Source organism: Streptomyces sp. W16, from assembly GCF_033194735.1.
Taxonomy (GTDB): Bacteria; Actinomycetota; Actinomycetes; order Streptomycetales; family Streptomycetaceae; genus Streptomyces.
In genome coordinates, this window is sequence record NZ_JAWOAI010000115.1 from 1 (window position 1) to 21,920 (window position 21,920).

20 protein-coding genes and 1 pseudogene are annotated in these 21,920 nt (G+C 69.9%); 18 read left to right on the plus strand and 3 right to left on the minus strand.

Annotation, left to right across the window (positions count from 1 at the left end):
• Together R6V09_RS17595 and thrS are read left to right on the plus strand one after the other, a co-directional pair.
• Positions 1 to 446 (plus strand): annotated as a pseudogene (locus tag R6V09_RS17595) (hypothetical protein); the annotation flags it as partial.
• A 113-nt stretch (positions 447 to 559) separates the two neighbouring features.
• Entirely contained in the window at positions 560 to 2,536 is a 1,977-nt protein-coding gene (gene thrS / locus R6V09_RS17600; RefSeq protein WP_317882359.1) for a threonine--tRNA ligase, read from the plus strand.
• 32 nt (positions 2,537 to 2,568) lie between these two features.
• Here thrS and R6V09_RS17605 read toward each other — a convergent pair whose 3' ends face one another.
• The gene (locus R6V09_RS17605; RefSeq protein WP_317882360.1) at positions 2,569 to 3,225 is read right to left on the minus strand and encodes a potassium channel family protein; all 657 of its coding nucleotides are present in this window, start codon (positions 3,223 to 3,225) and stop codon (positions 2,569 to 2,571) included.
• Between the two features lie 67 nt (positions 3,226 to 3,292).
• Between R6V09_RS17605 and R6V09_RS17610 the strand changes: the two genes are divergently transcribed.
• Positions 3,293 to 3,853, plus strand: coding sequence for an HIT family protein (locus R6V09_RS17610; RefSeq protein WP_019066352.1), 561 nt, complete (start codon positions 3,293 to 3,295; stop codon positions 3,851 to 3,853).
• Between the two features lie 21 nt (positions 3,854 to 3,874).
• On the opposite strand, the gene R6V09_RS17615 is transcribed toward R6V09_RS17610, so the two are convergent.
• Together R6V09_RS17615 and R6V09_RS17620 are read right to left on the minus strand one after the other, a co-directional pair.
• Positions 3,875 to 5,542 carry a hypothetical protein gene (locus R6V09_RS17615; protein WP_317882361.1) on the minus strand — a complete coding sequence of 556 codons (1,668 nt, stop codon included), beginning with the start codon at positions 5,540 to 5,542 and terminating at the stop codon, positions 3,875 to 3,877.
• Positions 5,543 to 5,750: 208 nt separating this feature from the next.
• Positions 5,751 to 7,946: an elongation factor G-like protein EF-G2 gene (locus tag R6V09_RS17620; protein ID WP_317882362.1), complete on the minus strand. Its 2,196-nt coding sequence runs from the start codon at positions 7,944 to 7,946 to the stop codon at positions 5,751 to 5,753.
• A 232-nt stretch (positions 7,947 to 8,178) separates the two neighbouring features.
• Between R6V09_RS17620 and pgsA the strand changes: the two genes are divergently transcribed.
• From pgsA to R6V09_RS17695, 15 genes are all read left to right on the plus strand, one after another.
• Positions 8,179 to 8,916, plus strand: a complete 738-nt coding sequence (pgsA, locus tag R6V09_RS17625; RefSeq protein WP_317882376.1) for a phosphatidylinositol phosphate synthase — start codon at positions 8,179 to 8,181, stop codon at positions 8,914 to 8,916.
• Positions 8,913 to 9,824 carry a phosphatidylinositol mannoside acyltransferase gene (locus R6V09_RS17630; RefSeq protein ID WP_317882363.1) on the plus strand — a complete coding sequence of 304 codons (912 nt, stop codon included), beginning with the start codon at positions 8,913 to 8,915 and terminating at the stop codon, positions 9,822 to 9,824. The genes pgsA and R6V09_RS17630 overlap by 4 nt, the downstream gene beginning before the upstream one ends.
• A complete protein-coding gene (locus R6V09_RS17635; protein ID WP_317882364.1) occupies positions 9,821 to 10,981 on the plus strand; it encodes a glycosyltransferase family 4 protein in 1,161 nt (386 codons plus the stop codon). The genes R6V09_RS17630 and R6V09_RS17635 overlap by 4 nt, the downstream gene beginning before the upstream one ends.
• Positions 10,982 to 11,069: 88 nt before the next feature.
• Positions 11,070 to 11,903 (plus strand): formylglycine-generating enzyme family protein, encoded by an 834-nt coding sequence (locus tag R6V09_RS17640; protein WP_442810075.1) that lies wholly within the window; start codon positions 11,070 to 11,072, stop codon positions 11,901 to 11,903.
• Positions 11,904 to 11,928: 25 nt separating this feature from the next.
• Positions 11,929 to 12,471, plus strand: coding sequence for a hypothetical protein (locus R6V09_RS17645; protein WP_317882366.1), 543 nt, complete (start codon positions 11,929 to 11,931; stop codon positions 12,469 to 12,471).
• 126 nt (positions 12,472 to 12,597) lie between these two features.
• A complete protein-coding gene (pdxS, locus tag R6V09_RS17650; RefSeq protein WP_093624535.1) occupies positions 12,598 to 13,509 on the plus strand; it encodes a pyridoxal 5'-phosphate synthase lyase subunit PdxS in 912 nt (303 codons plus the stop codon).
• Positions 13,509 to 14,111, plus strand: a complete 603-nt coding sequence (gene pdxT / locus R6V09_RS17655) for a pyridoxal 5'-phosphate synthase glutaminase subunit PdxT (RefSeq protein WP_317882367.1) — start codon at positions 13,509 to 13,511, stop codon at positions 14,109 to 14,111. The genes pdxS and pdxT overlap by 1 nt, the downstream gene beginning before the upstream one ends.
• Before the next feature lie 51 nt (positions 14,112 to 14,162).
• Positions 14,163 to 14,915 carry a YebC/PmpR family DNA-binding transcriptional regulator gene (locus tag R6V09_RS17660; protein WP_317882368.1) on the plus strand — a complete coding sequence of 251 codons (753 nt, stop codon included), beginning with the start codon at positions 14,163 to 14,165 and terminating at the stop codon, positions 14,913 to 14,915.
• A gap of 204 nt (positions 14,916 to 15,119) precedes the next feature.
• Positions 15,120 to 15,695, plus strand: a complete 576-nt coding sequence (gene ruvC / locus R6V09_RS17665) for a crossover junction endodeoxyribonuclease RuvC (protein ID WP_317882369.1) — start codon at positions 15,120 to 15,122, stop codon at positions 15,693 to 15,695.
• Positions 15,692 to 16,300, plus strand: a complete 609-nt coding sequence (ruvA, locus tag R6V09_RS17670) for a Holliday junction branch migration protein RuvA (RefSeq protein WP_317882370.1) — start codon at positions 15,692 to 15,694, stop codon at positions 16,298 to 16,300. Before ruvC ends, ruvA begins: the two co-directional genes overlap by 4 nt.
• 9 nt (positions 16,301 to 16,309) lie before the next feature.
• On the plus strand, positions 16,310 to 17,380 hold the full coding sequence (gene ruvB, locus R6V09_RS17675; protein ID WP_317882371.1) for a Holliday junction branch migration DNA helicase RuvB: 1,071 nt from the start codon (positions 16,310 to 16,312) through the stop codon (positions 17,378 to 17,380).
• Positions 17,381 to 17,545: 165 nt separating this feature from the next.
• Positions 17,546 to 18,052 (plus strand): preprotein translocase subunit YajC, encoded by a 507-nt coding sequence (yajC, locus tag R6V09_RS17680; RefSeq protein ID WP_317882372.1) that lies wholly within the window; start codon positions 17,546 to 17,548, stop codon positions 18,050 to 18,052.
• A gap of 142 nt (positions 18,053 to 18,194) precedes the next feature.
• Positions 18,195 to 19,976, plus strand: a complete 1,782-nt coding sequence (gene secD / locus R6V09_RS17685) for a protein translocase subunit SecD (RefSeq protein ID WP_317882373.1) — start codon at positions 18,195 to 18,197, stop codon at positions 19,974 to 19,976.
• A gap of 1 nt (position 19,977) precedes the next feature.
• Entirely contained in the window at positions 19,978 to 21,102 is a 1,125-nt protein-coding gene (secF, locus tag R6V09_RS17690) for a protein translocase subunit SecF (protein ID WP_317882374.1), read from the plus strand.
• A complete protein-coding gene (locus R6V09_RS17695) occupies positions 21,099 to 21,638 on the plus strand; it encodes an adenine phosphoribosyltransferase (RefSeq protein ID WP_317882375.1) in 540 nt (179 codons plus the stop codon). Before secF ends, R6V09_RS17695 begins: the two co-directional genes overlap by 4 nt.
• Positions 21,639 to 21,920: the final 282 nt, after the last annotated feature.

The following is a 21,920-nucleotide window of genomic DNA, read 5'->3' on the forward strand; positions in this document are numbered from 1 at the left end:
CGGGCGTCCCCGAGGGCTGTGCCGCCCCCGCCGAGGCCGTCGAGTTCTCGCCCGGCGACCTGCCCGTGCTGCGCGCGGCCGGCGCCCGCTATCTCCGCGAGGAACCGGCCATGCCGGTGCGCATCACCGGCTCGGTGGTGCGGATGCGCAGGTCGGGGCCGCGCGGCGAGGGCACCGTACGGATGCAGGTGATCGCAGGCGCCGAGGTCGGGCACGTTCGAATGTCGCTGGACGAGGAGTCGTACCGGATAGCGGGTCATGCCCACCTGGTCGGGCTCCCGGTGCGGGTGCACGGCCGGCTGGAGAGCCGGGGCGGCTTCCGCAGGCTGACCGGCGCCTCCGGGGTCGTACCCGTGCAGGTGGACGAGGCGGAGCGGGACCGGCTGATGAAGTCCCTCCAGGAGAACCTCGACTTCTTCGAGGAGGCGTGCAGCGGGGAGGACTGAGGGAGGGGGAGCGCGGCAACCGTTTCGCGGTGGGCCCCGTAGGGTCGGTACGATCCCCTATTGCGCGCGCTCACGGTATGGCGCCGCATCCACCCCGCAGTCAGGAGAGACCGGTGTCAGACGTCCGCGTGATCATCCAACGCGATTCCGAGCGGGAAGAGCGCACGGTGACGACGGGCACGACGGCCGCCGAGCTCTTCGCCGGCGAGCGCTCGATCATCGCCGCGCGCGTGGCCGGAGAGCTCAAGGACCTGGCCTACGTCGTCTCCGAGGGTGACGAGGTCGAGGGCGTCGAGATCTCCTCCGCCGACGGCCTGAACATCCTGCGCCACTCCACCGCGCACGTCATGGCGCAGGCCGTGCAGGAGCTGTTCCCCGAGGCCAAGCTCGGTATCGGCCCGCCGGTCAAGGACGGCTTCTACTACGACTTCGACGTCGAGCGGCCGTTCACGCCCGAGGATCTCAAGGCCGTCGAGAAGAAGATGCAGGAGATCCAGAAGCGCGGCCAGCGTTTCTCACGGCGCGTGGTGACCGACGAGGACGCCCGCGAGGAGCTGGCGAACGAGCCGTACAAGCTCGAACTCATCGGCATCAAGGGCTCCGCCTCGACCGACGACGGCGCGGACGTCGAGGTCGGCGGCGGCGAGCTGACGATCTACGACAACCTCGACGCCAAGACCGGCGACCTGTGCTGGAAGGACCTCTGCCGAGGCCCCCACCTGCCCACCACCCGCAACATCCCGGCGTTCAAGCTGATGCGCAACGCCGCCGCGTACTGGCGCGGCAGCGAGAAGAACCCGATGCTCCAGCGCATCTACGGCACCGCCTGGCCCTCCAAGGAGGAGCTGAAGGCGCACCTCGACTTCCTGATCGAGGCCGAGAAGCGCGACCACCGCAAGCTGGGCAACGAGCTCGACCTGTTCTCGATCCCCGAGCAGATCGGCTCCGGCCTCGCCGTCTTCCACCCCAAGGGCGGCGTCGTCCGCCGGGTCATGGAGGACTACTCGCGCCGCCGGCACGAAGAGGAGGGCTACGAGTTCGTCTACACCCCGCACGCGACGAAGGGGAAGCTCTTCGAGACGTCCGGGCACCTGGACTGGTACGCCGACGGCATGTACCCGCCCATGCAGCTCGACGAGGGCGTGGACTACTACCTCAAGCCCATGAACTGCCCGATGCACAACCTGATCTTCGACGCGCGCGGCCGTTCCTACCGTGAACTGCCGCTGCGCCTCTTCGAGTTCGGGACCGTGTACCGGTACGAGAAGTCCGGCGTCGTGCACGGACTGACCCGCGCGCGCGGCTTCACGCAGGACGACGCGCACATCTACTGCACGCGCGAGCAGATGGCCGACGAGCTCGACAAGACACTCACCTTCGTCCTGAACCTGCTGCGCGACTACGGCCTGAACGACTTCTACCTGGAGCTGTCCACCAAGGACCCGGAGAAGTTCGTCGGCTCGGACGAGGTCTGGGAAGAGGCCACCGAGACGCTGCGCCAGGTCGCCGAGAAGCAGGGGCTGCCGCTCGTTCCCGACCCGGGTGGCGCCGCCTTCTACGGCCCGAAGATCTCCGTCCAGACGAAGGACGCGATCGGCCGGACCTGGCAGATGTCGACGGTCCAGCTCGACTTCAACCTGCCCGAGCGGTTCGACCTGGAGTACACGGGTCCCGACGGCTCCAAGCAGCGGCCGGTCATGATCCACCGGGCGCTGTTCGGGTCCATCGAGCGGTTCTTCGCGGTGCTCCTTGAGCACTACGCGGGTGCCTTCCCGGCGTGGCTGGCGCCGGTGCAGGCGGTCGGGATCCCGATCGGGGACGCGCACGTCGAGTACCTGGAGAAGTTCGCCGTAGCGGCCAAGAAGAAGGGGCTGCGTGTCGAGGTCGACTCCTCCTCCGACCGGATGCAGAAGAAGATCCGCAACGCGCAGAAGCAGAAGGTCCCGTTCATGGTCATCGTCGGCGACGAGGACATGAACGGCGGGACGGTGTCCTTCCGTTACCGCGACGGCTCGCAGGAGAACGGCATCGCGTTCGACGACGCCATCGCGAAGATCGAGCAGGTCGTGGCGGAGCGGGCGCAGGTCTGAGTCTGTCGTTGTTCTGGGAGGCCCTCGGGAGTTCAGATCCCCGGGGGCCTCTCGTCGTCCTCCCGCGCGAAGACCTGGAGCAGCCAGGAGGCGAAGGTTCCGGTGACCGCGCCGAGCAGGGCCAGGCCGATGGCCATCATGCCGACGGCGATCAGGCGGCCGAGCGGGGTGATCGGCGCGACGTCGCCGTAGCCGACGGTCGCGAAGGTGGCGCAGGTCCACCAGACGGCGTCGCCGAAGGTCCTTATCGTCGCGCCCGGAGCCGCGTGTTCCTCCTGGTAGACGGAGAGGGCGCCCGCGAAGCCCAGCAGGACGGTGGACAGGCCGGCGTAGACGATCACGCGCGCGTGCAGCGCGAGCCGGGGCTGTCCGTGTCGGCGCTGTACGGCCTCGTAGACCTTGACGACCCGCAGTGGGCGCAGCAGTGGCAGGAGCAGCACCAGGGTGTCCAGCCAGTGGGTGCGGACGAAGCGCAGCCCCTGGCCGCTCAGCCGCCAGCGGACCGCGTAGTCGACGGCGAAGAGCGCCCAGGCGGCGAACAGCACGGCGAGGCAGAGGTCCTGCCAGTCGTCGGACAGGCCGTGGGCCAGGATGCGGACCGCGTACGCGGCGAGGTAGACCATCGACGCCATGGCGAGCGGAACCTCGGTGCGGCGCTCCCACCGGGCCTTGCGACTGTCGTCGTCCATCGGTCCAGCTTGGCGGCGGGTGCCCTTCGCGCAACCCCGGCGACACGCCGCGAACGAGCGAAGCCATATGCTGACTTGCATGACGAGTGAGCCGGAGCAGCAGATCGGAGTGGGCACGCCGGACGCGTTCCAGCGCCTCTGGACGCCCCACCGGATGGCCTACATCCAGGGCGAGAACAAGCCGACCGGCCCCGGGGCCGACGACGGTTGCCCCTTCTGCTCGATTCCGGCGAAATCGGACGAGGACGGGCTGATCGTCAGGCGTGGTGAGCTGGTGTACGGGGTGCTCAATCTGTACCCGTACAACGGCGGCCATCTGATGGTCGTGCCCTACCGTCACGTCGCCGACTACACCGACCTGACCGACGCGGAGACCGTGGAGCTCGCGGCGCTCACCAAGCAGGCGATGACGGCCCTGCGTACCGCGTCCGGCGCCCACGGCTTCAACATCGGCATGAACCAGGGGAGCGTGGCGGGCGCGGGTATCGCCGCCCATCTGCACCAGCACATCGTCCCGCGCTGGGGCGGCGACACCAACTTCATGCCGGTGGTCGGCCACACGAAGGTGCTGCCCCAACTCCTCGCGGACACACGGAAGATGCTGGCGGACGCGTGGCCCACGGCGTGAGCCACGCGATCGTTCAGTCGGCTACGCGTCGTAGAGGTCCGCTTTCTTCGGTGACACCTCCTGCACGCCTCCGCTGAGGGCCGATGAGCGGCTGCTGAACTTCTCCGTGTCCACGCCGTTCTCGTCGAGGACCCGGATCGCCGCGGCGTGCACCACGCGCAGCACCGGTGTCGCGGCGCGCAGCGCGTCGTCCGCCATGAAGCGGTGGCGCCAGGGCTGGTCGGCCCACGCGTGCCGCAGGCCGAAGGGCTCGGGCAGGGATATGGAACCCCCGAGCCAGTTCAGCAGCGGCGGGTACCAGGTGATCGGGGCGCGGACGGCGAGCCGTACCACCTCGTCGGCGGGGACCAGCGGGAGCTTGACCTTGCGGGTCTCCCACGGTTTGAGGGTCTTCTGGACGTCCTTCGTGGGGGCCTCGGGCTTGCCGGTGAACAGTGAGTTCACGGGACCGAGGGCGTGCCCGGTGATCTCGATGCGCAGTGTCTTGTGCAGCACGGTCACTGTGATCATCATCGTGATGACCAACTGCCCTTCCCAGAGCGTCCACTGGACACCCAGGTAGTGCCGGTCGCCGGCGCCGAACTGCTGCTTGTTGCAGATGTCCTGTATCGCGTGCGACTTGACCTGGTACGCCTCCACGTCCGTGCCGTCGGGCCGGGACACCGCCTTGGCGCCCTCGCCGACCGGCGTGACGATCCAGTGCCGTACCGACGCCTTCGGGAAGCCGCCGGTGTTGATCGTGTTCCGCTCCAGCATGCGCAGGTCGTCATGGATGTTGCGGATGACGTCCCAGCTGCGGAAGGGGTGGATCTCCCGGTTCTCGTCGCGCGCGATCAGGTCCTCGGCCAGCTGCCAGCTGCCCCAGCGGGTGCCCATGCCGAGGATGCCCTTGGGGCCGGCGTAGAAGATCGAGTTGGACTGCTGCTCGGCGCTGAGCTTGGCCAGGGACTGGCGCAGCTGCTCGGCCTGGGTCTCGCCGGGGCTGGTCGGCACCGCCTCGGGGACCTTGGCGCCGACGCTGCTGCCGGAGAGCAGGCTGTCCCAGCGCCCGCGCAGGTCCTTCGCGGTGTTCTCGCAGACCTGCTTGGCCCACAGCCAGCCGACGACGGGGAGGACGACGCACGCGCGTGCGTACCAGGACCAGAAGCCCGCGAAGGGCATCTTGACCAGGAAGATCACGGCGACCGCGCCCACCGCGACGAGCAGGGTCGTGGCGATCGCACCGGCCCTCTTGTTCGTCTGGGTGCGCTTGTCGATCAGGCTGCGCAGCTGGAAGACCAGCAGCCAGACGACGAGCCCGGGCAGGAACAGCAGACCGCACAGCACCATGATCATGGACAGCCTGTTGTCCCGTGCGCGGCGGATGTTGTTGGCCGCCAGGGCGTGTTCGACGACGGCCTGCGGCTCGGTGCCGAACGACTGGATGAGCGGCTTGCGGCCGGGGCCGAGCATGCGGGCCACGACGGCTCCGGCGAACGCCTCACCGAGGTTCGGGCGGAAGATCGTCGCCCACTTGCGGCCCTCGTTGACGCCTGTCTGGTGCCATTCGTTGTCGGCCTTCTTGATGTCGCCGACCGGGTTGTCCCGGTAGGCCGCCGACGCGAGCGCGTAGGTCGCCGTCTGGCCCTCGTCGCCCGTACGCGGCACCTGTGGTCCGAAGATGTCCGCATAACCGCCGTCAAAGGTCATTCCTGCCCCCGATCGCCGCTGCTCCCGCTTCTGCGGCTTTCCCGACTTCCGTGCTCCGCACACCTGTTGATCAGGTCATCAGCGTATCGGCCATCACTGACATCCGTAGGCGGACGGCCCAAACCGCCCGCCTACCCGGAAGAGATCGTTCCATTTAGGCCACTTGTGGGTCCTCGCCAGCCACGAGTGAGCCGTTCGATATCAACTCCTAGGCGTCGTCCGCCCGTTCGCGGATCCGCTCGGCGATCTGCGGAGGCATCGGTTCGTGCCGGACGTAGGCGCGGTTGAAGCGTGCCGTGCCGTGCGAGAGGGAGCGGAGGTCGACGGCGTAGCGGCCGATCTCGATCTCGGGCACCTCGGCCCGGATCAGTGTGCGCCCGCCGGTCGTCTGCTCGGTGCCGAGCACCCGGCCGCGGCGCCCGGACAGGTCGCTCATCACCGCGCCCACGTAGTCGTCGCCGACCAGCACGGTCACTTCGGCCACCGGCTCCAGGAGATGGATCTTCGCGTCGGTCGCCGCCTCCCGCAGGGCCAGCGCGCCGGCCGTCTGGAACGCGGCGTCCGAGGAGTCCACCGAGTGCGCCTTGCCGTCGAGCAGCGTGATCCGTACGTCGAGGAGCGGATGCCCGGCCGCAACTCCCCTCGCCGCCTGGGCCCTTACGCCCTTCTCCACCGACGGGATGAACTGCCGCGGCACCGCGCCGCCGATGACCTTGTCCACGAACTCGATGCCCGTGCCGCCCGGCAGCGGTTCGACCTCGATCTCGCAGATCGCGAACTGGCCGTGCCCGCCCGACTGTTTGACATGCCGGCCGCGCCCCTGCGCCTTGGCGGCGAACGTCTCCCGCAGGGAGACCTTGTGCGGTACGACGTCGACCTGGACGCCGTAGCGACTGCGCAGCCGCTCCAACGCGACGTCCGCGTGGGCCTCGCCGAGGCACCACAGGACGACCTGGTGGGTGTCCTGGTTCTGTTCCAGGCGCATCGTCGGGTCCTCGGCGACGAGCCTGCTCAGGCCCTGCGAGAGCTTGTCCTCGTCCGCCTTGCTGTGCGCCTGGATGGCGAGCGGCAGCAGCGGGTCGGGCATCTCCCAGGGCTCCATGAGGAGCGGGTCGTCCTTGGCCGAGAGGGTGTCCCCGGTCTCCGCGCGGCCGAGCTTCGCCACGCACGCGAGGTCGCCCGCGATGCAGTGCGTGAGCGCCCGCTGCTGTTTGCCGAAGGGCGCGGACAGGGCGCCGACGCGTTCGTCGACGTCGTGGTCCTCGTGCCCGCGGTCGGCGAGCCCGTGCCCGGAGACATGGATCGTCTGGTCCGGGCGCAGGGTGCCCGAGAAGACGCGGACCAGGGAGACCCGGCCGACGTACGGGTCGGAGGCGGTCTTCACGACCTCGGCGACCAGCGGCCCGTTCGGATCGCACGCCTTGAGCTCCCGCGCCCTGCCGTCGACCGTGGTGACCCCGGGCGCCTCGCGCTCCAGCGGGGTCGGGAAACCGCGCGTGATCAGCTCAAGCAGCTCGACCGTGCCCAGACCCTGCCGGGCGCCCTCGGCGGCGGGGGCGGCGGCCAGCACGGGGAAGAACACCCCGCGCGCGACGGCCCGCTCCAGGTCCGCGATGAGCGTCTTGACGTCGATGTCCTCGCCGCCGAGATAGCGGTCCATGAGGGTCTCGTCCTCGCTCTCCGAGATGATCCCCTCGATCAGCCGGTTGCGGGCCTCCTCGATCCCGGGCACCTGGTCGGGCCCGGGCTCGGACTCCTTGCGCTCCCCGGACGCGTAGTCGAACAGCTTCTGCGACAGCAGCCCCACCAGACCGGTCACGGGCGCGTGCCCGTCAGGACCCGGCGCGCCGTGCAGCGGCAGGTACAGCGGGAGTACGGCGTCGGGATCGTCCGCGCCGAACGCCTCCGCGCAGTACCGGGTCATCGACTCGAAGTCCGCGCGCGCCGACTCCAGATGCGTGATGACGATGGCGCGCGGCATGCCGACCGCCGCGCACTCCTCCCACACCATGCGGGTCGAGCCGTCCACGCCGTCGGAGGCCGAGACGACGAAGAGGGCCGCGTCCGCCGCACGCAGACCGGCCCTCAACTCGCCGACGAAATCGGCGTATCCGGGGGTGTCCAGAAGATTGACCTTGTACCCGTCCCAGTCGACGGGCACCAGGGAGAGCTGCACCGAGCGCTGCTGCCGGTGCTCGATCTCGTCGTAGTCGGAGACGGTGCCGCCGTCCTCCACGCGGCCCGCCCTGTTCACCGCCCCCGCGGTCAGCGCGAGGGCCTCCACCAAAGTCGTCTTGCCCGATCCGGAGTGGCCGACCAGCACCACATTCCGTACGGACGCGGGGTGGTCGGCCGCCGTAGCCCTGCCGGCGGCTCCGGGGTGTGCGTTCGCCTTGTCGCCCATGGCCTTGCCTCCCGTGCACGGTGAGGTCACTGTGGGCGCGGACACACGGTGCCGCGTGCGGTGGCGGCTCCGATGACGCCCGCGGTGGTTCGAGCTTTCCACTCCCGTCACGGTGCGTCCATACAGCGGACGCGATCGGGCCGTGACACCGATGGCATCGCCTCGTACTGCAGCCATTCAAAACATGGGCGCGCGGGTGCCCGGCGGTCGCCCACGCGCGCGCGTGGCTACGATGGGCCAGCCGGTGGCCAGCAGGGGCCGCGCGGCGACACCGACCCTCGGGAAGGCCATGCTGAACAAGTACGCGCGTGCATTCTTCACGCGTGTCCTCACGCCGTTCGCCGCGTTTCTGATCCGCCGGGGCGTCAGCCCCGACACGGTCACCCTCCTCGGCACCGCCGGAGTGGTCGCGGGCGCGCTGGTCTTCTACCCCATGGGCGAGTTCTTCTGGGGCACGGTCGTGATCACGCTGTTCGTGTTCTCGGACCTCGTCGACGGCAACATGGCCCGCCAGCTGGGCCGCTCCAGCCGCTGGGGCGCCTTCCTGGACTCCACGCTCGACCGGGTGGCCGACAGCGCGGTCTTCGGCGGCCTGGCCCTCTGGTACGCGGGCGGCGGCGACAACATCGCCCTGTGCGCCGTCTCGATCTTCTGCCTGGCCAGCGGCCAGGTCGTGTCGTACACCAAGGCACGCGGCGAGTCGATCGGCCTGCCGGTCGCCGTCAACGGTCTCGTCGAGCGGGCCGAGCGGCTCGTCATCTCGCTGGTCGCGTGCGGTCTCTCGGGACTGCACAAGTTCGGCGTCCCGGGCATCCAGTGGCTGCTGCCGATCGCGCTGTGGATCGTCGCCGTGGGCAGCCTCGTCACGCTGATCCAGCGGGTCGTCACGGTCCGCCGGGAGGCCGCGGAGGCCGACGCCACGGCGGCCGAGGAGGCCGCGGAACAGCACAGCAGCGGGGCGACTCCGTGAGCAGTGCCCAGGAGCGGCTGACGGACGCGCTCTACGGCCTCGGCTGGGGCGCCGTCAAGAAACTCCCCGAGCCGGTCGCCGTCCGGCTCGGCCGCACCGTCGCCGACCTCGCCTGGAAGCGGCGCGGCAAGGGCGTACAGCGGCTGGAGAGCAACTACGCGCGCGTGGTGCCCGACGCGAGCCCCGAGCGGCTCGCCGAGCTCTCGCGCGCGGGCATGCGCTCGTACCTGCGCTACTGGATGGAGTCCTTCCGGCTCCCCGCCTGGAGCGCCGAACGCGTGAAGGCGGGCTTCGACCCCAAGGACGTGCATCACCTGACCGACGGCATCGCCTCCGACCGCGGAGTCATCCTCGCGCTGCCCCACATGGCCAACTGGGACCTCGCCGGCGCCTGGGTCACCACCAAGCTGGAGACCCCCTTCACCACGGTGGCCGAACGCCTCAAGCCGGAGACGCTCTACGACCGGTTCGTCGCCTACCGCGAGGGCCTCGGCATGGAGGTCCTGCCGCACAGCGGCGGCACCGCCTTCGGCACGCTGGCCCGGCGCCTGCGCGACGGCGGCCTGGTCTGCCTGGTCGCCGAACGCGACCTGTCCGCCTCCGGCGTCGAGGTCGACTTCTTCGGCGAGGCCACCCGGATGCCGGCCGGACCGGCCCTCCTCGCCCAGCAGACGGGCGCGCTGCTGCTCCCGGTGACGCTCTGGTACGACGACTCGCCGATCATGCGGGGACGGGTCCATCCGCCGGTCGAGGTGCCCGAGTCAGGTGACCGGGCCGAGAAGACGTCTGTCATGACACAGGCGCTGGCAGACGCCTTCGCCACCGGCATCGCCGACCACCCGGAGGACTGGCACATGCTGCAGCGCTTGTGGCTCGCGGATCTCGATCCCACGAAGGGACCCTCGTGAGGATCGGCATCGTCTGCCCCTACTCCTGGGACGTGCCCGGCGGCGTCCAGTTCCACATCAGAGACCTCGCCGAGTACTTCATCCGGCTCGGCCACGAGGTGTCCGTCCTCGCTCCGGCCGACGACGACACCCCGCTGCCGCCGTACGTCGTCTCGGCCGGCCGTGCCGTCCCGGTGCCGTACAACGGCTCGGTGGCCCGGCTGAACTTCGGCTTCCTGTCGGCCGCCCGGGTCCGACGGTGGCTGCACGACGGCGAGTTCGACGTCATCCACATCCACGAGCCGACGTCGCCGTCCCTCGGTCTGCTGGCCTGCTGGGCCGCGCAGGGCCCGATCGTCGCCACCTTCCACACCTCGAACCCGCGCTCCCGGGCGATGATCGCCGCGTACGCGATCCTTCAGGCCGCGCTGGAGAAGATCAGCGCGCGGATCGCCGTGAGCGAGTACGCCCGCCGCACGCTCGTCGAGCACCTCGGCGGGGACGCGGTCGTCATCCCGAACGGCGTCGACGTCGACTTCTTCGCCCGCGCCGAACCCAAGCCGGAGTGGCAGGGGGAGACCATCGGCTTCATAGGGCGTATCGACGAACCCCGCAAGGGCCTCCCGGTGCTGATGAAGGCCCTGCCGAAGATCCTCGCCGAGCGCCCGAACGCCAGGCTGCTGGTCGCCGGGCGCGGCGACGAGGAGGAGGCCGTCGAGACGCTCCCCGAGGAACTGCGCTCACGCGTCGAGTTCCTCGGCATGATCAGCGACGACGACAAGGCCCGCTTCCTGCGCAGCATCGACCTCTACGTCGCCCCCAACACCGGCGGCGAGAGCTTCGGCATCATCCTCGTCGAGGCCATGTCGGCGGGCGCCCCGGTCCTCGCCTCCGACCTGCCCGCCTTTGCACAGGTCCTCGACCAGGGCGCGGCCGGCGAGCTGTTCACCAACGAGGACGCGGACACTCTCGCCGAGGCGGCCGTACGACTCCTGGGTGACCCCGAGCGACTGGCACAGCTGCGCCGGAGCGGGAGTGCTCATGTGCGGCGGTTCGACTGGTCGACGGTCGGGGCGGACATCCTGTCCGTGTACGAGACGGTGACCGCCGGCGCGGCGGCTGTCGCCACCGACGAACGTACCGGGCTGCGGGCGCGGTTCGGGCTGGCCCGGGACTGAGGTGTCGGGCGGACCGGGTGACGACCATGAGGGGTGGCCGTGCTGTGCTCCCGCGCGCGGGAGCGTCAGTTCGGGTTTCCAACTCACGGTGCCTGGTGGCCGATCCGCCGACGACGGTTGCGCTGTGACTCTTCCCGGCGGCGAGTTCCGTATGGGCGACGCCTTCGACGAGGGTTACCCGGAGGACGCCGAAGGCCCCGTCCGGACGGTCACCGTCGAGCCGTTCCGCATCGACGCGACCGCCGTCTCCAACGCGCGCTTCGCCCACTTCGTGGACGACACCGGATACGTCACTGAGGCGGAGCGGTACGGCAGTTCGTTCGTGTTCCATCTGCTGCTGCACCCCCGCGCGCGGGACGCCGTGTTCGGCCAGGTCGAGGCGGCCCCCTGGTGGCTCGGTGTGGAAGGCGCCTCCTGGAGCACACCGGAGGGCCCCGGTTCGGACGTCGCGGCCCGCCCGGACCACCCCGCCATACACCTCTCCCACCACGACGCGCTCGCCTACTGCGCCTGGGCGGGCGCCCGGCTGCCCACCGAGGCCGAGTGGGAGTACGCGGCGCGCGGTGGCCTCGACGGTCGGCGTTACCCCTGGGGCGACGATTTCGCCCCCGAGCAACTGAACACCTGGCAGGGCGACTTCCCACGGGTCAGCACCCGCCCCGGCGGCGCCACCGGAACGGTCCCCGTCGACGCGTACGAACCCAACGGCTTCGGTCTGTTCAACACATCGGGCAACGTGTGGGAGTGGTGCGCCGACCCATTCCTCCCGGGCGGCGAGGAACGCGTGATCCGCGGCGGCTCGTACCTCTGCCACGCCTCCTACTGTCATCGCTACCGGGTCGCCGCCCGTTCGAAGAACACCCCCGACTCGTCGACGGGGCACGGGGGTTTCCGGTGCGCGTGGGACCTGACAGGACCGTGACCGCGGCCGGGTAGCCTTGCCGCCCGTGACGCCAACCCTGATCTGGATCCTCGTCGCCCTCGTGGCGATCGGCCTGTACCTGAGCTGGACCGCGGGGCGGCTCGACCGGCTGCACACCCGGATCGACGCGGCCCGCGCGGCGCTCGACGCCCAACTGCTGCGCCGCGCCTCGGTGACCCAGGAACTGGCCACCTCCGGAGTCCTCGACCCGGCCGCCTCGATCGTGCTCTACGAGGCGGCACACGCCGCCCGGCAGGCCGAGGAGGAGCAACGAGAGTTCTCCGAGAGCGAGTTGAGCCAGGCCCTGCGCGCGGTCTTCGCGGAGGCCCAGCAGGTGGAGGCCGTACGGGAGGCGCCCGGCGGCGAGGAGGCGGCCCGCGAACTGGCGGAGGCGGTACGACGCGTCCCGATGGCCCGGCGCTTCCACAACAACGCCGTGGGCGCGGCCCGCCGCCTGCGCGAACACCGCAAGGTCCGCTGGTTCCGACTGGCCGGACACGCCCCCTTCCCGATGGCCTTCGAGATGGACGACGAGCCACCGGCGGCACTGGTGGACCGGGCCGCGTAGCGGTTGCCCACGGGCACAGCGGTTCGAAAACGATCCACCGGCTGTTCATTGGCCCTTGCTGTGGCCTGCATCTCTGACGTTTCCTCGGTACTGCAGCAACCCTCTTTCACCGAGTGAGGTCACCCCGTGTCCAGCACCCCCAGCTCCGCCCAGACTCCCGAGACCGGCACCGCGCGCGTCAAGCGCGGCATGGCCGAGCAGCTCAAGGGCGGTGTGATCATGGACGTGGTCAACGCCGAGCAGGCGAAGATCGCGGAGGACGCCGGTGCCGTGGCCGTCATGGCCCTGGAGCGGGTCCCCGCCGACATCCGCAAGGACGGCGGCGTGGCCCGGATGTCCGACCCGAACATGATCGAGGAGATCATCGAGGCGGTCTCCATCCCGGTCATGGCCAAGTCCCGCATCGGCCACTTCGTCGAGGCCCAGGTCCTGCAGTCCCTCGGCGTCGACTACATCGACGAGTCCGAGGTCCTCACCCCGGCCGACGAGGTCAACCACAGCGACAAGTTCGCCTTCACCACCCCCTTCGTCTGCGGTGCCACCAACCTGGGCGAGGCCCTGCGCCGTATCGCCGAGGGCGCCGCGATGATCCGCTCCAAGGGCGAGGCCGGCACCGGCAACGTCGTCGAGGCGGTCCGCCACCTGCGCCAGATCAAGAACGAGATCGCCCGCCTGCGCGGCTTCGACAACAACGAGCTGTACGCCGCCGCCAAGGACCTGCGCGCCCCGTACGAGCTGGTCCGCGAGGTCGCCGAGCTGGGCAAGCTCCCGGTCGTGCTGTTCTCCGCCGGTGGCGTCGCCACCCCGGCCGACGCCGCGCTGATGCGCCAGCTCGGCGCAGAGGGCGTCTTCGTCGGCTCCGGCATCTTCAAGTCCGGCGACCCGGCCAAGCGTGCCGCCGCCATCGTGAAGGCCACCACGTTCTACGACGACCCGAAGATCATCGCGGACGCGTCCCGCAACCTCGGCGAGGCCATGGTCGGCATCAACTGCGACACCCTCCCCGAGGCCGAGCGTTACGCGAACCGGGGCTGGTGATGACCACTCCCGTAGTCGGAGTGCTCGCGCTCCAGGGCGACGTACGGGAACACCTGATCGCCCTGGCCGCGGCCGACGCCGTGGCCAGGCAGGTCAGACGCCCCGAGGAACTCGCCGAGGTGGACGCCCTCGTCATCCCCGGGGGTGAGTCCACCACCATCTCCAAGCTGGCCGTCCTCTTCGGACTGATGGAGCCCCTGCGCGCACGCGTGCGTGCGGGGATGCCCGTCTACGGCACCTGCGCCGGCCTGATCATGCTCGCCGACAAGATCCTCGACCCGCGCTCGGGCCAGGAGACCGTCGGCGGCATCGACATGATCGTGCGCCGCAACGCCTTCGGACGGCAGAACGAGTCCTTCGAAGCAGCTGTCGACGTCCGGGGGATTGAGGGCGATCCTGTGGAGGGCGTCTTCATCCGCGCCCCCTGGGTCGAGTCCGTCGGCGCCGAGACCGAGGTCCTCGCCGAACACGAGGGCCACATCGTCGCGGTCCGCCAGGGCAACGCGCTCGCCACGTCGTTCCACCCGGAACTGACCGGCGACCACCGCGTGCACTCCCTGTTCGTCGACATGGTGCGCGCGAACCTGGCTCCGGGGTCCTAGTAGGATCTCTGGGGTTCGTAAAGAGTTGGGTTACGCGAAGGAGACAGGCAGATGTCCGGCCACTCTAAATGGGCTACGACGAAGCACAAGAAGGCCGTGATCGACGCCAAGCGCGGCAAGCTCTTCGCGAAGATGATCAAGAACATCGAGGTCGCGGCCCGCACCGGTGGCGCCGATGTGTCCGGCAACCCGACGCTGTTCGACGCCATCCAGAAGGCCAAGAAGAGCTCGGTCCCGAACAAGAACATCGACTCCGCCGTCAAGCGCGGCGCCGGCCTCGAAGCCGGTGGCGCCGACTACGAGACCATCATGTACGAGGGTTACGGCCCGAACGGTGTCGCGGTGCTCATCGAGTGCCTCACCGACAACCGCAACCGCGCCGCCTCGGACGTCCGCGTCGCCATGACCCGCAACGGCGGGAACATGGCCGACCCCGGCTCCGTCTCGTACCTCTTCAACCGCAAGGGCGTCGTCGTCGTCCCCAAGGGCGAGCTGTCCGAGGACGACGTCCTGGGTGCCGTGCTCGAAGCGGGCGCCGAGGAGGTCAACGACCTCGGTGAGTCCTACGAGGTCATCTCCGAGGCCACCGACCTGGTCGCGGTCCGCACCGCGCTCCAGGAAGCAGGCATCGACTACGACTCCGCCGACGCCAACTTCGTCCCGACCATGCAGGTCGAGCTCGACGAGGACGGCGCCCGCAAGATCTTCAAGCTGATCGACGCCCTGGAGGACAGCGACGACGTGCAGAACGTCTTCGCCAACTTCGACGTCAGCGACGAAGTGATGGAGAAGGTCGACGCGTAGCGCTGCCGCGAGCTGAGCGGGATTTCGGCGGGCCGACGGGACACGTCCCGTCGGCCCGCCGCCGTTGTCGGTGGCAGCGGATAGCCTGGCGGAAGTCAAAGATCACCGACCGCGGACCGCAATCATCAATTGAGGAACCCCGACGGTGCTCAGCCAGGTCCGCGAGAGCGGCGGCGGTTTAGCCGCAAAAAAAGGGGGGTTGGTGTGCGGGTACTCGGAGTCGACCCCGGTCTCACGCGATGCGGTGTCGGTGTCGTCGAAGGCGTTGCGGGCCGGCCGCTCACCATGGTCGGCGTCGGTGTCGTACGGACCCCGGCGGACGCCGAGTTGGGGCTGCGCCTCGTCGCCATCGAGCAGGGCATCGAAGCGTGGCTCGACGAACACCGTCCCGAATTCGTCGCCGTGGAGCGGGTGTTCAGCCAGCACAACGTCCGTACGGTGATGGGCACCGCCCAGGCCAGCGCGGTCGCCATGCTGTGCGCCGCCCGCCGTGGCATCCCGGTCGCCCTGCACACCCCGAGCGAGGTCAAGGCCGCCGTCACCGGCAGCGGGCGCGCCGACAAGGCCCAGGTCGGCGCCATGGTCACCCGCCTGCTCAGGCTCGACGCACCCCCCAAGCCCGCCGACGCGGCCGACGCCCTCGCCCTCGCCATCTGCCACATCTGGCGAGCCCCAGCGCAGCACCGCCTCCAACAGGCGGTGGCCCAGAACCGACTTCAGCAGGCCGTCGCCCTGCACGCAGCCAAAGCATCGAACGCTTCGAAAGGCCGCCCCGCATGATCGCCTTCGTCAGTGGCACGGTCGCCGCACTCGCTCCCGATGCCGCGGTGGTCGAGGTCGGCGGTGTCGGCATGGCGATCCAGTGCACGCCGAACACGCTGTCCACGCTCCGCCTCGGCAAGCCCGCCAAGCTCGCCACCTCCCTCGTCGTCCGCGAGGACTCGCTCACCCTGTACGGCTTCGTGGACGACGACGAACGCCAGATCTTCGAACTGCTCCAGACCGCGACCGGTGTCGGCCCCCGGCTCGCGCAGGCGATGCTGGCCGTGCACACCCCGGACGCCCTGCGCCGAGCGGTCGCCTCCGGTGACGAGAAGGCGCTGATGGCGGTGCCCGGCATCGGCAAGAAGGGCGCGCAGAAGCTGCTCCTTGAGTTCAAGGACCGGCTCGGCGCACCCGTGGGCAACGCCCCGGCGATCGGCGCCCCGGTCACCAGCGGCTGGCGCGACCAGCTGCACGCGGCTCTCATCGGCCTCGGGTACGCCACCCGCGAGGCCGACGAGGCCGTGGCCGCCGTAGCACCGCAGGCCGAGGCCGCCGAAGGGGCGCCGCAGGTGGGGCAGTTGCTCAAGGCCGCCCTGCAGACCCTGAACCGCGCCCGCTAGGAGACGTCAGTGAACTGGGACGACACGACCGACGAGACCGCCGCCGAGCGGCTGGTGGGCTCGGTCGCCGACCGCGAGGACCAGGCCGTCGAGGCCGCCCTGCGCCCCAAGGACCTGGGCGAGTTCATCGGCCAGGAGAAGGTCCGCGAACAGCTCGACCTGGTCCTGCGCGCCGCACGCGCGCGTGGCGCCACCGCCGACCACGTGCTCCTCTCCGGCGCCCCCGGCCTCGGCAAGACCACCCTCTCGATGATCATCGCGGCCGAGATGGAAGCCCCCATCCGCATCACCAGCGGCCCCGCCATCCAGCACGCCGGCGACCTCGCCGCGATCCTCTCCTCCCTCCAGGAGGGCGAGGTCCTCTTCCTCGACGAGATCCACCGCATGTCGCGGCCCGCCGAAGAGATGCTCTACATGGCGATGGAGGACTTCCGCGTCGACGTCATCGTCGGCAAGGGCCCCGGCGCCACCGCGATCCCCCTCGAACTGCCGCCGTTCACCCTGGTCGGCGCCACCACGCGCGCGGGACTGCTGCCGCCACCGCTGCGCGACCGCTTCGGCTTCACCGCGCACATGGAGTTCTACGAACCCACCGAGCTGGAGCGCGTCATCCACCGGTCGGCGAACCTCCTCGACGTGGAGATCGACCCCGCCGGCGCCGCCGAGATCGCCGGCCGCTCCCGCGGCACGCCCCGCATCGCCAACCGGCTGCTGCGCCGCGTACGGGACTACGCGCAGGTCAAGGCCGACGGCTTCATCACCCGGGACATCGCAGGCGCCGCCCTCAAGGTGTACGAGGTCGACGGCCGCGGACTCGACCGGCTCGACCGCGGTGTCCTGGAGGCCCTGCTCAAGCTGTTCGGCGGCGGACCGGTCGGCCTCTCCACGCTCGCGGTCGCGGTAGGGGAGGAGCGCGAGACCGTCGAAGAGGTCGCCGAACCCTTTCTCGTACGCGAAGGTCTGCTGGCCCGTACTCCCCGGGGACGGGTCGCCACCCCCGCCGCCTGGGTCCACCTCGGCCTCACCCCGCCCCGCTCGTCAACCGGGGGAAACGGACAAGGGGACCTGTTCGGGGCGTGACGGCGGGGGCACTGGCCGGGTCAGGAACCCCGGTGCCATGCTGTGCGTTGTTCCATCAGCGTGGACTCGCTTAGACTCCGCCGATGCCGCCTTTGTGGGCGGCGCCGACCACCCCCATCCACCAGGCCGCTCACCGCCGCGGTCGTGCGAAGGAAATTCCGTCCCGTGAATATCGTGACCATCCTCCCGTTCATCGTGCTCATCGGGGCCATGTTCCTGATGACCCGCTCTGCCAAGCGCAAGCAGCAGGCGGCCGCGTCGATGCGTAATGACATGCAGCCCGGCACCGGCGTCCGCACGATCGGGGGCGTGTACGCGACGGTCAAGGAGGTCAACGAGGAGACGGTTCTCCTCGACGCCGGCCCCGGTGTCGAGCTCCTCTTCGCGAAGAACGCGATCGGCGCCGTCCTCACCGACGACGAGTACAACCGCATCGTCCACGGCGTCGAGCACGACCTGAAGGACGACGCCGACATCGTCCCGGACGACGCTTCCTCCCTCACCGAGACCGACGAGCCCGCCGCCGACTCTTCCGACGACAAGCCCATCGACCTCGGCAAGAAGGACGCGGCCGACGAGCCGGCCGACGCCACCGAGGAGCAGGCCGAGGCCGCAGAGGCCAAGACGGACGAAGAGCCGAAGAAGACCGACGGCGACTCCGAAGCGAAGTAGTCACGTCCCGGGAGCGCGGCGCGACCCGCTCGCGCCCCGCGCACCCCGGGTACGTGCGTCGCTCGCACGGGATCCCGACACCATGTCATGGCCGCAGGCGCGCTGACCCGGCGCGGAGCGGCCCGAGAGGGAGTACGAGAAGGTGGCAGCACCTAAGAGGGGCCGTAGCGCGAGCGCCCAGAGCAAGCCAGGGCGCTCGCTGGCCCTCATCCTGATCGCCATCGTGGCGCTCACCGGTGGCATGTTCGCATCCGGGCACACCACTCCGCGTCTCGGCATCGACCTGGCCGGCGGCACGAGCATCACCCTCCGGGCCGTCCCGGAGAAGGGCCAGGAGTCCGCGATCAACAAGGCCAACATGGACACCGCGGTCGACATCATGAACCGCCGTGTCAATGGTCTTGGTGTCTCGGAGGCCGAGGTCCAGACGCAGGGCAGCAGGAACATCATCGTCAACATCCCCAAGGGCACGAACTCGGAGCAGGCGCGGCAGCAGGTCGGTACCACGGCCAAGCTGTACTTCCGCCCGGTCCTGGCCAATGACCCGTCGGTCGGCGCGTCGGCGAGCCCGTCCCCGAGCGCGTCCGGCAGCGCTTCCAGCAGCCCGTCGAGCTCGGCCAGCCCCAAGACGACCGCCTCCTCGTCCAAGACCGGCTCCGCGACACCGTCGGCCACCGCGACCTCGCAGGGACGTGCCGTCAGCGACGCCCTGAAGGCCGACTCCACCTCGTCCGCGAGCCCCAGCGCCTCGGCCTCGGCCAGCGCCACCCCGTCGGCGTCCAGCAGCAGCGCCGCCAGCGCGGCGGCGGCCAAGCTGGAGGCCCAGTACACCGCGCTCGACTGCTCCAAGAAGTCGGTCCAGAACACCGCGGGCAGGACTGCCAAGGCCACCGACGCGACCGTGGCCTGCGGCCAGATCTCCGGCGTCTGGTACAAGTACCTGCTCGGTCCCGCCGCGGTCGACGGCACCGACGTCAAGAAGGCCGCGGCCGTCCTGAACACGACGACCGCCGCCGGCTGGCAGGTCACCATGGACTTCACCGGCAAGGGCGGCGACAAGTTCGCCAAGGTCACCGGCGAACTGGCGAAGAACACCAGCCCGCAGAACGAGTTCGGCATCGTCCTCGACGGCCAGGTCGTCTCCAGCCCCTCCGTCACCTCGTCGATCACCGGCGGCAGCGCGGAGATCTCCGGCAGCTTCTCCCAGCAAGAGGCCCAGAGCCTCGCCAACATGCTGTCGTACGGCGCCCTGCCGCTGACCTTCAAGACGGACAGCGTCACCACGGTGACCGCGGCGCTCGGCGGTGAGCAGCTGCACGCCGGTCTGATCGCGGGCGCGATCGGCCTCGCGCTGGTCGTCATCTACCTGCTGATCTTCTACCGCGGCCTGTCGGTCATCGCGATCCCCTCGCTGCTGGTCTCCGCGATCCTCACGTACGTGATCATGGCGCTGCTCGGCCCGGGCATCGGCTTCGCGCTGAACCTGCCGGCCGTCTGCGGCGCGATCGTCGCGATCGGTATCACCGCGGACTCGTTCATCGTGTTCTTCGAACGCATCCGGGACGAGATCCGCGAGGGCCGCTCGCTGCGTCCCTCCGTCGAGCGGGCCTGGCCCCGTGCCCGGCGCACCATCCTGGTCTCCGACTTCGTGTCGTTCCTCGCCGCCGCGGTGCTGTTCATCGTCACCGTCGGCAAGGTCCAGGGCTTCGCGTTCACCCTCGGTCTGACCACCGTGCTCGACGTGGTCGTCGTCTTCCTCTTCACCAAGCCGCTGATGACCATCCTCGCCCGCAGGAAGTTCTTCGCGGACGGCCACAAGTGGTCCGGCATCGACCCGAAGGCGCTGGGCGCCAAGCCTCCGCTGCGCCGCACCCGCCGCCCCGCCGGTTCCGCCGCGGGCCCTGTCGACCCGAAGGAGGCGTGAGATGTCGAAACTCGGCAACCTCGGCGCCCGACTGCACCGTGGCGAGGTCGGGTACGACTTCGTCGGCAATCGCAAGATCTGGTACGGCATCTCGATCCTGATCACCATCACGGCCATCCTCGGCCTGACGGTGCGCGGCCTGAACATGGGCATCGAGTTCCAGGGCGGCGCCGCCTTCACCACGCCGAAGGGCATGAGCGCCTCGGTGAGCCAGGCGGAGAAGTACGCCGAGGACGCCTCCGGCCACGACGCGGTCGTCCAGAAGCTCGGTGACGGCAGCCTGCGCATCCAGATCGCCGGCATCGACACCGACAAGTCCGACAGCATCAAGAAGCAGCTGTCGAAGGACCTGAACGTCAGCTCCGAGAGCATCGCCGCGGACCTGGTCGGCCCCAGCTGGGGTGACCAGATCGCCAACAAGGCCTGGGAGGGCCTGGCGATCTTCATGGTGCTGGTCGTGATCTATCTGGCGATCGCCTTCGAGTGGCGCATGGCCCTGGCCGCGCTCGTCGCCCTGATCCACGACATCACCATCACCATCGGCATCTACGCCCTCGTCGGCTTCGAGGTCACGCCCGGCACGGTGATCGGTCTGCTGACCATCCTCGGTTACTCGCTCTACGACACGGTCGTCGTCTTCGACAGCCTCAAGGAGCAGACCAAGGACATCACCAAGCAGACCCGCTGGACCTACAGCGACATCGCCAACCGCTCGATCAACGGCACCCTGGTGCGTTCGATCAACACCACGGTCGTCGCGCTGCTGCCGGTCGGGGCCCTGCTGTTCATCGGCGGCGGCTTCCTCGGCGCGGGTGTCCTCAACGACATCTCGCTGTCGCTGTTCGTCGGTCTCGCGGCCGGTGCGTACTCCTCGATCTTCATCGCCACGCCGCTCGTCGCCGACCTCAAGGAGGCCGAGCCGCAGATGAAGGCGCTCAAGAAGCGCGTCCTCGCCAAGCGCGCCCAGGCCGCCGCACAGGGCGAGCAGCCGGAGCCCGAGGTCACCAACCGGTCGGACGACGACTACGACGACGAGCCGGACGACGCGGCAGCGGTCGTGGGCCCGCGCACCCAGCCGGCGTCCCGCAACCGCGGCCGTGGCCGCCCCTCGGGGAAGCGCCGATGACCGACGTCAAGGAGCTGCTGCTCAGCCGTATCCGCGATGTGGCCGACTACCCGGAGCCGGGTGTGATGTTCAAGGACATCACCCCGCTCCTGGCGGACCCGGCCGCGTTCACGGCCCTCACGGACGCGCTCGCCGAGATCGTCGTGACCACCGGTGCCACCAAGGTCGTAGGACTGGAGGCCCGTGGCTTCATCCTCGGTGCCCCGGTCGCCGTCCGCGCGGGCGTCGGCTTCATCCCCGTGCGCAAGGCGGGCAAGCTCCCCGGAGCCACGCTCAGCCAGGCGTACGACCTGGAGTACGGCTCCGCCGAGATCGAGGTGCACGCCGAGGACCTGAGCGCCGGTGACCGCGTCCTGGTCGTCGACGACGTCCTGGCCACCGGCGGCACCGCCGAGGCCTCCCTGCAGCTGATCCGCAGGGCGGGCGCCGAGGTCGCCGGTGTGGCCGTCCTCATGGAGCTCGGTTTCCTGGGCGGCCGGGCCCGGCTCGCGCCGACCCTCGCCGGGGCTCCCCTGGAGGCCCTGCTCCAGATCTGAACGCCGGCGGGACAGCCACAGGAAGGCCCCAGGAAAGCCCTGTGACACCCGTAGGACACCGCGGAGGCGGGCCCGGAGGAATCCGGTGCCCGCCTCTCGTGTTTCACCGGTAGACGGCCCTCACATCGGCCTGAAGGCGATCCCCGAGCCCGGGATCGCTACCATGGGCACTCCGGAGCCTGACCGGGGGACCCGGATCGCGCACGAGGAGTCCTCTTGGCAGACGAGGCCCAGCCCCTGACCGCCGCCAAGCCCGAGCCCACCCCGGGCCCCGCGGCGGAG